Below are 13,189 nucleotides of genomic sequence, written 5' to 3'. Positions count from 1 at the left end.
CGAGCTGGCCGCGGCTGCCACCCGCGGTGGGGGTACGGACCCCTGGGGTCCGTACCGCCTCGCCTGGTGTCACGGGTGCGCGCAACGCCGTACCGCTAGAAGACCTTCGAGAGGAAGGACTTGGTGCGGTCGTGCTGCGGGTTGGTCAGGACGTCCCTGGGGTGGCCGGCCTCGACCACCACACCGCCGTCCATGAAGACCAGCGAGTCGCCGACCTCGCGCGCGAAGCCCATCTCGTGCGTGACGACGATCATCGTCATGCCGGAGTCGGCCAGGTCGCGCATGACGTCCAGGACGTCGCCCACCAGCTCCGGGTCGAGCGCCGACGTGGGCTCGTCGAAGAGCATCAGCTTGGGCTCCATGGCCAGCGCCCGGGCGATGGCCACACGCTGCTGCTGGCCGCCGGAGAGCTGCGAGGGGTAGTTGCCGCCCTTGTCGGCCAGGCCGACCTGGTCGAGCAGCCGCTCGGCGCGGGCCCTGGCGACCGCCTTCGCCTCACCCTTGACCTGGATCGGCGCCTCCATGACGTTCTCGATCGCGGTCATGTGCGGGAAGAGGTTGAAGCGCTGGAAGACCATGCCGATGTCCCGGCGCTTCAGCGCGACCTCGCTGTCCTTCAGCTCGTAGAGCTTGTCGCCCTTTTGCCGGTAGCCGACCAGCTCGCCGTCGACGTACAGCCGTCCGGCGTTGATCTGCTCCAGGTGGTTGATGCACCTGAGGAACGTCGACTTGCCGGAGCCGGACGGGCCGACCAGGCAGAACACCTCGCCCTGGGCGACCTCGAGGTCGATGCCCTTGAGGACCTCCACATGACCGAAGGACTTGTGGACGCCCTCGGCCTTCACCATGGGCCGTGCGGTCTCGGAACTCATGCGGCGGTGCCTCCCACCTTGCTCGGGGTACGGAACGAGGTGAGCTGCGCCCTGATCCGCTGCAGCGGCGTCGGCGGCAGCGCGCGGTTGCTGCCGCGGGCGTAGTACCGCTCCAGGTAGTACTGGCCGATGCTGAACACGGTGGTGAGCAGCAGGTACCAGAGGGAGATCAGGATGAACCCCTCCATGATCGCCAGGGTCCTGGAGCCGAACTCACGGCCCCGCAGGAAGAGCTCGCCATAGCCGATGCCGAACGCCAGCGACGAGGTCTTCAGCATGTTGATGAACTCGTTGCCGGTCGGCGGGATGATCACGCGCATGGCCTGCGGGAGCACGATCCGCCGCATCGTCCTGGCGCTCTTCATGCCCAGGGCCTGGGCCGCCTCGGTCTGGCCGGAGTCGACCGACTGGATGCCGGCCCGGCTGATCTCCGCCATGTACGCCGCCTCGTTGAGGCCGAGCGCGAGCAGCGCGGCCACGAAGGGAGTCATGACCTCGTTCATCTCGTTCTTGTAGAACGGCATGAGGTTCAAGGTGTCGAAGACGAGCGACAGGTTGAACCAGAGGAAGATCTGCACCAGCACCGGGGTGCCGCGGAAGAACCAGATGTAGCCCCAGGCAACGGTGGCCAGCAGCTTGTTCGGGGACAGCCGCATCACCGCGAGGACGGTGCCCAGGACGACACCGATCACCATGGCGAAGACGGAGATCTTGAGCGTCTCCCAGGCGCCCCAGGCGAACGTGCCGTTGGTGATCTGTTCGCCGACCACGCTCCACTGGATGTTGGCGCTGGCGAACGCGTTCACCAGCAGGCCGAGCAGGGCGAGTACGACGACGGCGCCGACCCAGCGGCCGTAGTGCCGGACCGGGATCGCCTTGATGGCTTCGGGAGGGGTGGTGGTGGCCTGGGACTCGGGCCCTTCGCCGTCCTTGTCGGGCGTCTCATCCTTCTTGAGGGATGTCGCGTCCTTGGTGAGGGGTGCCTTGTCCTTCTTGGGGGACGTCGCGTCCTCAGAGGGCGTCTCGTCCTTCTCAGGGGACGAGTCGGGGACCTTGTCGCTGGGTTCGGTCACGAGGTTGCTGCCTTACGTAGTGGAGAGGTTGAGCGACGGGCTCACTTGCCCGCGTTGATCGTGGCCTTCTCGATGGCGCCGCTCTCGGCCTTCCACTTCTTGAGCACCTCGGCGTAGCTGCCGTCGTCGATGATCGCCTGGACGGCTTCCTTCAGGGCGTCCCGCAGCTCGGGGTTCTTCTTGCTGACCGCGATGCCGTACGGGGCGGCCTCGATCTGCTCACCGACGACCTCGAAGAGCTTGCCGCCACCGGCCTCCAGCTCGTTGTACAGCGCCACCGGGAAGTCGGTGATGACGGCGTCGGCGCGCTTGGTCTGCAGCTGGGTGATGGAGTCGGTGTCCTGGTCGGAGATGAACTCCTTGATCTTCTTCTTGCCGCACTTCTTCTGCTGGCCCTTCAGCAGGTCCTCGTTGGCGGTGCCGCGCTGCGCGGCGACGCTCAGCCCGCAGAGGTCGTCCAGGGTCTCGATACCCTTGGGGTTGCCCTTCTGCACCAGGATCGCGGAGCCGGCCTGGAAGTAGTTCACGAAGTCGGCGCCGCCCTTGGCGTCCTTGCTCGCACCCTCCTGACGCTCCTTGGTGTCCGTCATGGAGGAGATGGCGACGTCCTGGCGGTTGCTGTTCAGGTTGAGGATCAGCTGGTCGAACGTGCCGCTCTCGAACTTGAACTCGACGCCGAGGACCTTGCCGAGCGCGTTGGCGATGTCGATGTCCACGCCAGCGGGCTTGTTGTTCTTGTCCATGAACTCCATGGGCGCGTACGCGATGTCCGAGCCGACCTTGATGACACCGGCGTCCTGGTACTTCTTGGGCAGCTTGTCGAAGAGCGGGGCCGCGCTGGCGCTCTTGTCCGCCTTCTTCGTGCTGGTGTCCTCGCTGCTGTCCTTCTCCGTCTGGTCGCCACAGGCGGTCAGCAGCAGGGCTCCGGCGACCGCGATCGCGCCGACCGCGGCAATCCGGGACTTCGCAGCGGTAGAGCGTCGGGTGGTGCTGGCGGTCATCGTGGTCCTCCGGCAGGTGGTGGAGTGGAGCGGTTGTGCACACACCTGTGGCTGTCGCCACCTTGTGTGATTAGGGGCATCTTGCCATTCGGACTCCCCCCTTCAGGGGGGTGCCAATGTCAAAATCAGATAACGGGCGATCGCGGACGAACGCCGGCCCGAGTTTGCAGGGTTTCCGCACTGCGGAACGAACACCTCAACAGTAAAGAATCCGGACCAGTCTCGTGATGCGGACACCCTGAGGGGACTTTTGGGACAATTAAGACTGCAGGGCTAGGGTCGAACTGATATCGGCTCGTGCCTGACAGGACCCATCCTGTAGAACAGTCGGTTACACCCCTCATCCGGGGCTCAGGGCGCGTGTGCGGCGTGCCCGCGCGTTCGTACCTCTCCCTTGCGGGGGCAGCCCAACCGCCGAAGCAAGGAACGGACGCGGTGCCCGCCCACCCCTCAACCAGGGAGTGGCCACCCTCAACGATTTAAGACTTAAGGGGTCAGACAACAGTGGCAGCGGAGATCGTCAATCCTCGCAGCGACGCCGGCACCGAGGGCACGGAAGAGCCCTTCGATCCGGCCTTCGCGCTGCATCGTGGCGGCAAGATGGCCGTGCAGGCCACCGTGCCGGTCCGTGACAAGGACGACCTGTCCCTCGCGTACACGCCGGGCGTCGCCAAGGTGTGCAGCGCGATCGCCGAGCAGCCGGAGCTCGTCCACGACTACACGTGGAAGTCGAACGTGGTGGCCGTCGTGACCGACGGCACCGCGGTGCTCGGCCTCGGCGACATCGGCCCGGAAGCCTCGCTCCCCGTGATGGAGGGCAAGGCGATCCTGTTCAAGCAGTTCGGCGGCGTGGACGCGGTGCCGATCGCGCTCTCGACCACGGACAGCGACGAGATCGTCGACACCGTGGTGCGGCTCGCCCCCTCCTTCGGTGGCGTCAATCTGGAGGACATCTCGGCGCCGCGCTGCTTCGAGATCGAGCGCAAGCTCCAGGAGCGGCTGGACATTCCGGTCTTCCACGACGACCAGCACGGTACGGCCGTGGTCACCCTGGCGGCGCTGCGGAACGCCGCGCGGCTGACCGAGCGCACCCTCGGTGATCTGCGTGCGGTCATCTCCGGGGCCGGTGCGGCCGGTGTCGCCATCGCCAAGTTCCTGCTGGCCGCGGGCATCGGCGATGTCGCGGTCGCGGACCGCAAGGGCGTCGTCAGCCGGGACCGCGAGGACCTCACCGAGGTCAAGCGGGAGCTCGCCGAGATCACCAACAAGGCGGGCCTTTCCGGCTCCCTTGAGGACGCGCTGTCCGGTGCGGACGTGTTCATCGGTGTGTCCGGCGGTACGGTGTCCGAGCCCGCCGTCGCCTCGATGGCGCCGCGGTCCTTCGTGTTCGCCATGGCCAACCCGAACCCCGAGGTCCACCCGGACGTCGCGCACAAGTACGCCGCGGTGGTGGCCACCGGTCGTTCGGACTACCCGAACCAGATCAACAACGTGCTGGCGTTCCCCGGCATCTTCGCGGGCGCGCTCCAGGTGCGGGCCTCGCAGATCACCGAGGGCATGAAGATCGCCGCGGCCGACGCGCTGGCCGATGTGGTCGGCTCGGACCTGTCCGCGGACTACGTCATCCCGTCGCCGTTCGACGAGCGGGTCGCCCCGGCCGTCACGGCCGCGGTGGCGGCAGCCGCCCGTGCGGAGGGCGTCGCCCGCCGCTGACCCCGCCGAGTGCATAAGAGGCCCCGCCTGCTCGCAGGCGGGGCCTCTTGCGTTTGCCGCATGCAGGCACGCGCGCGTGAGTGGTGGGGGAGGCCCTTCGGGTGTGCGCTACGGGATCGCCCTTTGACGGTCCCTTCCTGGTGCTTTGGGTACTTGGTGCGGGTACTTGTCCGGACAGGTTGCTGAGAAAGTTTGGTGAAGGGCTTCCCGTGGTTCATCCGGGGCTGGTGTGATGCGTGGCGCGTGGCGCGACAACACAACAGACCACCACCCAGGGGAGACGTGGATGAATCTCGTCGTGAACGGCGACGCGGAGAGCGGACCGGGAGGCAGCGCCGAGCCAGTCGGCTCGGTTACTGGTTGGAGGATCGCGCAGGGGGCACCCGCGCTGATCGACTACAGCTTCGGCGGGGGGTACCCGGGCCCGTCCGACCCCGGACCCGCGCAGCGCGGCAGCCGGTTCTTCTCCGGCGGGAACTCACCCCGTACGGCTTTGGTGCAGGACATCGACCTGCCTACGACCGGGGCGACCGGGCGCGCTGCCGTTGACGCGGGGCGCGTGCGGTACGCCGTCAGGGGATGGCTCGGCGGCTATGCGGGCCAGGAGGACGGCGTACGGCTGTCCGTGGAGTTCCGGGACGCCAAGGGGACCCCGGTCGCGCTGAGCGTGCTCGGGCCGGTGACCGCGGGCGAGCGCAAGGGGCGTACCGCACTCGTGGAGCGCGAGGCGACGTCCACGGTGCCGCCAGGGGCCCGCAGCGCCCGCGTCCTGCTCGTCTTCACGCGTTCCGGGAGCGGTACGTCCAACGACGGCTACGCGGACGCGATATCCCTCACCCTCAGCACCGTCAGTGCCCGCAACGCCGCTGGAGGCCGGTCGTGAAGCTCAACCGCCGTGATCTGCTGAAGGCCGCCGCCGCGTCGGGCGCACTCGGCGTCGCCTGGCCGCTGGCCGCCGGGCTCTCGCCCGCGCAGGCCCGCGAGGCCGCCGAGGCGCTGGGCGCCGACTACGACCCGGCCCCCTTCACCCTCGGCGTCGCGTCCGGAGACCCGCAGCCGTCATCCGTCGTCCTGTGGACCCGCCTGGCACCCGAACCCCTCGCCGCCGAGCAGGACCTGCCCGACGTCGTCGAGGTCGACTGGGTCGTCGCCGAGGACGCCGAGCTGCGTACGGTCGTCGCCCGCGGCAAGGCCCCGGCCTCCGCGACACTCGGCCACAGCGTCCACGTCCCGGTCAGTGGCCTGAGCGCGGGCCGCCACTACTGGTACGCCTTCACCGCGCTCGGCAAGACCAGCCGCGTAGGCCGTACGAAGACCGCCCCCACCGGGAACGTGGCCTCGGTCCGCTTCGCCGCCGCCAACTGCCAGGCCTTCCACGACGGCTTCTACGCGGCGCACCGTGGCATCGCCCGCGAGAACGTCGACTTCGTCGTCCACCTCGGTGACTACATCTACGAGCACGGCCAGGTCGGCGGCGTACCCGAGAGCCACGTACGCGACCACGAGGGCGGCGCGACCTTCACCCTCGCCGACTACCGCAAGCGGCACGCCCTCTACAAGGGCGACGCGTCCCTGCGCGAGGCACACGCCGCCCACCCCTGGTTCCTCACCTGGGACGACCACGAGGTGGCCAACGACTTCAGCGGTACGGGCGGCGGCGCCCCCTTCATGCAGCGCAAGGCGGCCGCGTTCCAGGCCTGGTTCGAGAACATGCCGCACCGCGACAGCTTCGGCGAGGCCGCGCTGCCCGACCCCGAGATCCACCGCGTACGGCGCTGGGGCAACCTCCTCGAACTCACCGTCCTCGATCTGCGCTCGTACCGCTCGGCGCAGAACCTCACCGACGGCACCATCCTCGGCGCCGACCAGAAGTCCTGGCTCAAGAGCGGTATCGACAACGCCCCGGACACCTGGCACGTCTGGGCCAACTCGATCATGCTCAGCCAGCTGCGCGGCTCGCCCGGCGGCTCGTACATGTTCACCGACCAGTGGGACGGCTTCCTCGCCGAGCGCAAGGAGGTCCTGGGGCATGTGCACAGCAGCGGCCTGGAGGACCTCGTCGTCATCACCGGCGACTGGCACTCCGCCTTCGTCGACGACCTCCGTACGGACTTCGACGACACCGCGTCGCCCGTCGTCGGTACGGAGTTCACGGCGCACTCGGTGACCTCGGGCGCGTACTCCGCGGACTGGAACCGGACCAACGGCCCGCGGATGGGCCAGGCGAACCCGCACCTGAAGTACTTCGAGGGCAACCGCTACGGCTACGACGTGTACGAGGTGACCCCGGAGCGCTTCTCGACCCATATGCGGGTGATCGAGGACCGCCGGGACCCGGTGTCCCCCGTCTCTACCCTGACCACGTTCCACGTGGACCGCGGCAAGGTGGGCTCGTACGAGGACGAGGCGACGAAGAGCTCTCCGGCGCAGTACCGCAGGGACTGAGGGCCTGCCGCCAAGTAACCCCTGAGCGCTTCAGTACCTACATGTGGGTTAGTCGGGTTTGCCGGGTGGTGTCTCTGCCGATCGGCCCGGCTGACCTGCTTGTCCGGCTGGGGGTTCGGGGGTTATCCCCCGAGAGGATGCAGTATCGAGGACCGCCGGGACCCGGTGTCCCCCGTCTCGACGCTGACCACGTTCCATGTGGATCGGGGCAAGGTGGGCTCGTACGAGGATGAGGCGACGAAGAGCTCTCCGGCGCAGTACCGCAGGGACTGAGGGCCGGACGGCTGTCATGGCTTGACCGGGATACGTGTCACACCGGTGCGCGGTTCCGCCGCGCACCGGCCCGCCCTATCGTCAAGGTCATGTTCGCTGCCTACGCCGCCCGAATCGACCGTGACCAGCCACTCAGCGGCCTTGAGTTGGGGGAGCGCCCGGCCCCCGACGAACGCCCCGGCTGGACGACCGTCAACGTCAGGGCCGCGTCCCTGAACCACCACGACCTGTGGTCCCTGCGAGGCGTGGGCCTCGGCGAGGACAAGCTGCCGATGATCCTCGGCTGCGACGCCGCCGGGGTCGACGCCGACGGCAACGAGGTCGTCCTGCACTCCGTCATCGGCCAGAGCGGCCACGGAGTGGGCCCGAAGGAACCCCGCTCCATCCTCACCGAGCGCTACCAGGGCACCTTCGCCGAGCAGGTCTCGGTGCCCACCTGGAACGTCCTGCCCAAGCCCGCCGAGCTGTCCTTCGAAGAGGCCGCCTGCCTACCCACGGCCTGGCTCACCGCGTACCGGATGCTCTTCACCAACGCCGGTGTACGCCCCGGCGACTCGGTCCTCGTGCAGGGCGCGGGCGGCGGCGTCGCCACGGCCGCGATCGTCCTCGGCAAGGCCGCGGGCCTGCGGATGTTCGCCACCAGCCGCGACGAGGCCAAGCGCAAGCGGGCGCTGGAGCTGGGCGCGGTGGAGGCCGTGGAGTCCGGCGCGCGGCTGCCGCAGCGGGTCGACGCGGTGATCGAGACGGTCGGCGCGGCCACCTGGTCGCACTCCATCAAGTCCCTCAAGCCGGGCGGCACCCTGGTCATCTCCGGCGCCACCAGCGGCGACCGCCCCTCACACGCCGAGCTGACCCGGGTCTTCTTCCTGGAGCTGAAGATCGTCGGCTCGACCATGGGCACCAAGGACGAACTGGAGGACCTGCTCTCCTTCTGCGCCGCCACGGGCGTACGTCCCGTCATCGACGAGGTACTGCCGCTGGACCAGGCCCGTACGGCCTTCGAGCGGATGGAGTCGGGCGGCCAGTTCGGCAAGATCGTCCTGACTGTCTGATACGTCCCTGGCCCGCCCCTGGATCTCGTTTCGGGGGGCGGGCCGAGGCGCGGCTCACTTCAGGTACGGGCCGTCGGCCCCGATCTTGCCGGGTGCGGTGTCGCTCCGCCGCTCACCGTGACCGGCGCGAAGCTGTCCACACCGGAGTCGGCGTCGGTGTGGCGGCGCTTGTACGCCACGTTCCCCGAGATGCCGTTGGTGGAGTACTGGCCCATCTGGAGGGCGGGCGGCGGGATAGGCCTGTCCGGCGGGCGGGTCTCAGGGGCCCGGGCTGTCAGTGGTGAGGGCTAGCGTGTGGGGAGTTGAGTTCGTCGTGTCCCAGGGAGCCGGTCGTGCGTACGCCTGTCGAATTCGTCCCCGCTGACGGTGAGGTCCGCGAGGCCGTGACCAAGGCCGGTGGGCAGCCGGTGTGGCTGGCTGAGCCGCAGTGGCCGCTCACCTTTGACGGCGAACCCATGGATTTCTTCGGTCAGTTCGCGCTTGAGGGTGGGCGGCTGGCGTATCTCTTCCTGACCGATGAGGGGGACGAGCACGCGCTGGTGCTCCAGCCTGGCGGTCGGATACCGGACTCCGTGACGGTACGGGCGCAGGCGGCGGGGCCGACGGTGGGCGAGGACCATCTGCCGCGCTCGGGTGAGCCGCTCGGGGACGACGACGCCTGGCAGTTCTTCGGCGGGCCCGGCGTCGAACCGCGCTGGCTGCAGGGTGACGAGACCCCGGATGACGGCTGGGACCTGGTGGCCCAGTTGGACTCGGGGGACCTGCCGTTCTTCGTCAACTTCGGCGATGCCGGGGTCGGTTATGCCTTCGTCTCGCCGGATGGCAGGGAGGGGTGCTTTCTCTGGCAGTGCTGCTGAGGGCACCTGGGCTCCGCGCACCCGGGCTCCGCGCACCCGGGCTCCGCGCACCCGGGCTCCGCGCACCTGGGCCCCGAATGGCGGGGTCCAGGTGGGGACAGGACCTAACGCCGCGGACCCCGGAGGAGCGCGCCGATGTGGGCCGCTGCCGTGGACAGATGGCGTCGGGCTTCACGGAGTTGGTCCTCTGTGACGCCGTGGTCGCGGGCCGCGTCGCGGATGTCGTCGCGGAAGCGGTCCAGGAGGCGGTCGAGGTCGCGGGGCGGTTCGCCGGTGGAGTCCTCGTGGGCCCACTCGGGGGCTGGAGGGGCGTCCTCGGGGGCCCGCTCGCCTCCGGTGTCCGGCTCGGGCGGCTCCTTGGCCAAGTCCACGCGCTCGACCGTGATGTCGGGCCCCGTGTCCGCTGCCGGTCCGGGCGTCGACGTTCCCGCCCCGGACCCCTTGCCGAAGCGGGCGAACTCCCTGGAGATCTCGGTGAGGCCCTCGCGTAGGCCGGACGGCCAGTCGCCCCGCGCGAAGTGGTCCTGGACCTTGTCCTGGACCTGCTTGGCGATGCGCTGCATCTCCTCGCGGGCCTCGTCCTGCGCGTCCTTGGCCTGGCGGCGGGCGCGCTGGGCCTCCTCGCGGGCCCGGCGCGACTCGTCCTTGGCCCGGCGGGCCTGCTCCTTCCACTCCTGCTTGGCGCGGCGCAGCTCCTCCTTCGCCGCGCGCCAGGCCTCGTTGTCGCCGAAGCTGTCGCCGAAGTTGTCTCCGAACGGGCTGCCCTTCCCGCTGGAGCCTCCGGTCGACTTCGACGTACGCCGGGTCTCGCTCGCCGCCGCCCGCATCTCGCGGCGCAGGTCACCCGCGGCGCCGTGCACGTCGTCGCGGATCTCCGCGGCCAGCTCGGCGACCGACTCGCGGATCTCCAGCTCCAGGTCGGCCAGTTCGCCGCTGCGGTCGGCAAGTTCGGCGCGGCCCGCGTCGGTGATCGAGTACACCTTCCGGCCGCCCTCGCTGGTGTGCGTGACCAGGCCCTCGGCCTCCAGCTTGGCCAGCCGCGGGTAGACGGTGCCCGCCGACGGCGCGTACAGGCCCTGGAAGCGCTCCTCCAGGAGCCGGATGACCTCGTAGCCGTGGCGCGGCGCCTCGTCGAGCAGCTTCAGCAGGTAGAGGCGGAGTCGGCCGTGGGCGAAGACGGGGGGCATGTCAGAGCACCTTCTTGTCGGTCGGGCGGTCGCTCGCGTCGGCCGCGCTCGCGTCGGCCACGTCCTCGTCGGCACCGCTTGCGTCCGCCGCGCTCGTGTCGGTCGCGGCCGGGCGGCGTAGCAGGGAGATCGCGCCCGAGACCGTGGACGCCCTGAGCGCGCCGCTCCCCGACCCGAGCGTCCCCGTGATGCTCTTCGCCCCCCACTTGCCGGTGACCCGCAGATCCTCGAAGGCGTTGGAGACCGTACCGCTGGTGGTGTTCGCCTCGACCACCGCGTCGGCCGGGTGCGGCAGCCGGATCGCGATCTCGCCGGAGACGCTCGTCAGGTTCAGTCGGCCGGGACGGCCCGCCGGGTCGATGTCCACGATCATGTCGCCGCTGACCGACTCGGCCTTCACCGCGGGGGCCGCGCCGTCGACCACGGTCAGATCGCCGGAGACCGACTTGAAGCGCAGCTCGCCGCTGACGGCCTGGGCCTCGATGTTGCCTGCGACCGTCTCGGCCCGCACCGGCCCGGAGAGCCCGACGAGCGTCGTGTCGCCGTTGACGCCCTTCACCTCGGACGGGCCGTCGATCCCGGAGACCACGGCGGTCGCGCCGACCACTCCGACCTCCACCGCCGCACCAGCGGGTACGGCGAGCGAGACGACCGCGCTGCGGTTCCAGCTCTCCCGGTCGAACCACTTGAGGAAGCCCTTCCAGGGCAGGTCGTCGTACGCGACGGTCAACCGCCCCGCGTCCAGGGTCACCGTCAGCGGTGGCCCCTCGATCGCCGACACCTCCAGGAAAGCGGAACTCTCCGCGGTGCCCACCACGTTGACCGTTCCCCCCACGGTGCGCACGTGGAGCGCCGTCACCGGGCCGTCGATAGCCAGTTTTTGCGGTTCCGCGACGGTCCATGTCGACTCTGGCATGGTGCTGACCTCCAGTGGCCTCCTGGGCCTGGGCCCGGTCCGACTCGACGCGCCATATATCGCGTCTCCTGTGAAACACGATATATCGCGGATGTGGAAAGTCAAGGCGCGCGGCCAAGTCGACCGACGCGGCCGAGTCGGCCGGATTGTCCTAGCGTGGGGGCATGTCCGACGTGCCCTTGCGCCGTGGTGCGCTCCTGCTCTGCCGCGCCGAACCCGCGGCGGTCGGCCCCGCCGCCCAGCTCCTGAGGGAGCGCATGCTGCTGGCCCCCGCGGGCCGCGACTGGAGCGTGCTCGTCCCGGAGGGCAAGCCCTGGTTGCACGGCGAGGAGCAGATCGACCGGGTGCTCGCCGGGTGGGCCACGGCGCTCGCGGTCGGGGCGCCCTGGCCGGTGCTGGCCCTGTGGTGGGACACCGAGGGCGCGGGCTACACGCTCGCCTCGGGCTTTCGGCGCACGGTCGGCTACGAGTGGGCCGCGAACGGCACCCCGGTGGGCGAACACGAGGCGATGCGTGCGTTCGCGGCGCGGCTCGGCCTCGACCCCGTACTGGACATGCAGTCCCTGGAGGCGCTGACACTCCCTGACCCGGCGGCCGACGCCCGCGCCCGGATGCTCGGCCTGCTGGCGGTGCTCGCCCGTACGGGACTCACGCTGCCCGCGGGCCTGACCCCGGGCGAACCCGCCGACCGCATGCGCGAGGTCGCCTGCGCCCTGCCGGACGTCGAACAGGTCGAGTGGTCCGGCTGGCGCGACGCGGTGCGGGCCGAGCTGGACGTGGTCGAGCAGAGCGGCCTCGGCCCGTGGCTGCGCGGCCCCCGGGCCCGCACGCTGTCCGCCGTCCAGTTCGCGGCGGGCATCCCAGTGACGCTCTGGGGTGTGCGCCGGCGCAGCGCCGGGTGGCTGCTCGCGGGGGCCCTGCTGCTCGCGCACGGGGTGGGCGGCATCGCGTACGACGCACTCCGCGCCCGCGACTGAAACGCGGGTCGGGGGAGCGGCTTGGCAGGGGAGTGGCCTGGCAGGCGAGTGGCCTGGCGTGGGAGTGGCGCGGCGTGCAGGTGGCTACTCGTCCTCGTCCTCGTCGTCCAGCCGGGCCAGCCAGGTCGCCAGGCGCTCCACCGGGACCTCGAAGTCCGGGTTCAGGTCGACGAACGTACGCAGCTGCTCGGCGAGCCACTCAAAGGTGACCTCCTCCTCGCCGCGCCGCTTTTCCAGCTCCTCGATGCCGCGGTCGGTGAAGTACATGTGTCGTGCTCCGTCATAAGGGGGTGAAGGCGGTCGGGCCCGGTCGGGTCATTCCCGGCAGGAAAAGCATAGGCAGCGTTCGACTGTGCTGATTCCCGCACTCTCGCATCGGTGGCTACCGGGGGTTAACCTGCCCTGACCCGAGGCAACGGGGGGACAGTATGAGCGAGGGAGTTACCCGAATCGCGCATATCGCGATGCCGGACGGCACACCCGTCTGGGCCCGGATTTCCGGAGTCGACCAGCTCGCGGAAGTCGGGGAACTCGGCGGCCCTTCCGATGGGTTGTCGTACAAGGACACCGGATTCGGTGAGACGGTCCTGGCCCGCGTCGAGAGCCTGCACGCGGTGGTGACCAGCGTCGCGCGCTCGCTCGCCGAGCCGCTGCGCGCGGTGAGCCCCGACCAGGTCAGTGTCGAGTTCGGCATCGAGCTGACCGGCCGGGCGGGCCGGGTGGTCGGACTGCTCGCGGACGGCGAGGCGAAGGGCGCCATCAAGGTGACCCTCACCTGGGACGGCGCCCCACCACCAGACCCAACGCACCGCCCGCCACCCGC

14 protein-coding genes are annotated in these 13,189 nt (G+C 69.9%); 7 read left to right on the top strand and 7 right to left on the bottom strand.

Annotated features, from left to right (window positions below):
* Nucleotides 1-95 precede the first annotated feature (95 nt).
* From U9R90_RS10915 to U9R90_RS10905, 3 genes are all read right to left on the bottom strand, one after another.
* Nucleotides 96-872 carry an amino acid ABC transporter ATP-binding protein gene (locus U9R90_RS10915; RefSeq protein WP_411056216.1) on the bottom strand — a complete coding sequence of 259 codons (777 nt, stop codon included), beginning with the start codon at nucleotides 870-872 and terminating at the stop codon, nucleotides 96-98.
* Nucleotides 869-1,753, bottom strand: coding sequence for an amino acid ABC transporter permease (locus U9R90_RS10910; protein ID WP_411057705.1), 885 nt, complete (start codon nucleotides 1,751-1,753; stop codon nucleotides 869-871). The genes U9R90_RS10915 and U9R90_RS10910 overlap by 4 nt, the downstream gene beginning before the upstream one ends.
* 233 nt (nucleotides 1,754-1,986) lie before the next feature.
* Nucleotides 1,987-2,946 (bottom strand): ABC transporter substrate-binding protein, encoded by a 960-nt coding sequence (locus U9R90_RS10905; RefSeq protein WP_411056215.1) that lies wholly within the window; start codon nucleotides 2,944-2,946, stop codon nucleotides 1,987-1,989.
* Between the two features lie 504 nt (nucleotides 2,947-3,450).
* Here U9R90_RS10905 and U9R90_RS10900 point away from each other — a divergent pair.
* The 4 genes from U9R90_RS10900 to U9R90_RS10885 all read left to right on the top strand — a co-directional run bounded on the left by U9R90_RS10900 (nucleotide 3,451) and on the right by U9R90_RS10885 (nucleotide 8,429).
* On the top strand, nucleotides 3,451-4,659 hold the full coding sequence (locus tag U9R90_RS10900; protein ID WP_411056214.1) for an NADP-dependent malic enzyme: 1,209 nt from the start codon (nucleotides 3,451-3,453) through the stop codon (nucleotides 4,657-4,659).
* 286 nt (nucleotides 4,660-4,945) lie between these two features.
* A complete protein-coding gene (locus U9R90_RS10895) occupies nucleotides 4,946-5,542 on the top strand; it encodes a phosphoesterase (RefSeq protein WP_411056213.1) in 597 nt (198 codons plus the stop codon).
* Nucleotides 5,539-7,104 carry an alkaline phosphatase D family protein gene (locus U9R90_RS10890; protein ID WP_411056212.1) on the top strand — a complete coding sequence of 522 codons (1,566 nt, stop codon included), beginning with the start codon at nucleotides 5,539-5,541 and terminating at the stop codon, nucleotides 7,102-7,104. The genes U9R90_RS10895 and U9R90_RS10890 overlap by 4 nt, the downstream gene beginning before the upstream one ends.
* A gap of 362 nt (nucleotides 7,105-7,466) precedes the next feature.
* Nucleotides 7,467-8,429 carry a zinc-binding dehydrogenase gene (locus U9R90_RS10885; protein WP_411056211.1) on the top strand — a complete coding sequence of 321 codons (963 nt, stop codon included), beginning with the start codon at nucleotides 7,467-7,469 and terminating at the stop codon, nucleotides 8,427-8,429.
* Nucleotides 8,430-8,488: 59 nt separating this feature from the next.
* Here U9R90_RS10885 and U9R90_RS10880 read toward each other — a convergent pair whose 3' ends face one another.
* The gene (locus U9R90_RS10880) at nucleotides 8,489-8,644 is read right to left on the bottom strand and encodes a hypothetical protein (protein ID WP_411056210.1); all 156 of its coding nucleotides are present in this window, start codon (nucleotides 8,642-8,644) and stop codon (nucleotides 8,489-8,491) included.
* Between the two features lie 117 nt (nucleotides 8,645-8,761).
* Between U9R90_RS10880 and U9R90_RS10875 the strand changes: the two genes are divergently transcribed.
* Complete coding sequence (locus tag U9R90_RS10875; RefSeq protein WP_411056209.1) at nucleotides 8,762-9,286, top strand: hypothetical protein; 525 nt, start codon at nucleotides 8,762-8,764, stop codon at nucleotides 9,284-9,286.
* A 104-nt stretch (nucleotides 9,287-9,390) separates the two neighbouring features.
* Here the strand turns inward: U9R90_RS10875 and U9R90_RS10870 are convergent, their stop codons facing one another.
* Nucleotides 9,391-10,473, bottom strand: coding sequence for a helix-turn-helix transcriptional regulator (locus U9R90_RS10870; protein ID WP_411056208.1), 1,083 nt, complete (start codon nucleotides 10,471-10,473; stop codon nucleotides 9,391-9,393).
* 1 nt (nucleotide 10,474) lies between these two features.
* The gene (locus U9R90_RS10865) at nucleotides 10,475-11,389 is read right to left on the bottom strand and encodes a DUF4097 family beta strand repeat-containing protein (protein ID WP_411056207.1); all 915 of its coding nucleotides are present in this window, start codon (nucleotides 11,387-11,389) and stop codon (nucleotides 10,475-10,477) included.
* 164 nt (nucleotides 11,390-11,553) lie between these two features.
* Between U9R90_RS10865 and U9R90_RS10860 the strand changes: the two genes are divergently transcribed.
* Nucleotides 11,554-12,366: a hypothetical protein gene (locus U9R90_RS10860; protein WP_411056206.1), complete on the top strand. Its 813-nt coding sequence runs from the start codon at nucleotides 11,554-11,556 to the stop codon at nucleotides 12,364-12,366.
* Between the two features lie 84 nt (nucleotides 12,367-12,450).
* Here the strand turns inward: U9R90_RS10860 and U9R90_RS10855 are convergent, their stop codons facing one another.
* Complete coding sequence (locus U9R90_RS10855; RefSeq protein WP_003961784.1) at nucleotides 12,451-12,633, bottom strand: DUF6104 family protein; 183 nt, start codon at nucleotides 12,631-12,633, stop codon at nucleotides 12,451-12,453.
* A gap of 161 nt (nucleotides 12,634-12,794) precedes the next feature.
* On the opposite strand from U9R90_RS10855, the gene U9R90_RS10850 reads away from it, so the two are divergent.
* On the top strand, nucleotides 12,795-13,189 hold a 395-nt coding region (locus U9R90_RS10850; protein ID WP_411056205.1), incomplete at its 3' end, for a CU044_2847 family protein.

The sequence above is a fragment of the Streptomyces sp. E11-3 genome, assembly GCF_046540415.1.
GTDB lineage: Bacteria > Actinomycetota > Actinomycetes > Streptomycetales > Streptomycetaceae > Streptomyces.
The sequence above is the reverse complement of the archived record's forward strand: the minus strand, read 5'-3'. Positions and strand labels throughout refer to the sequence as shown.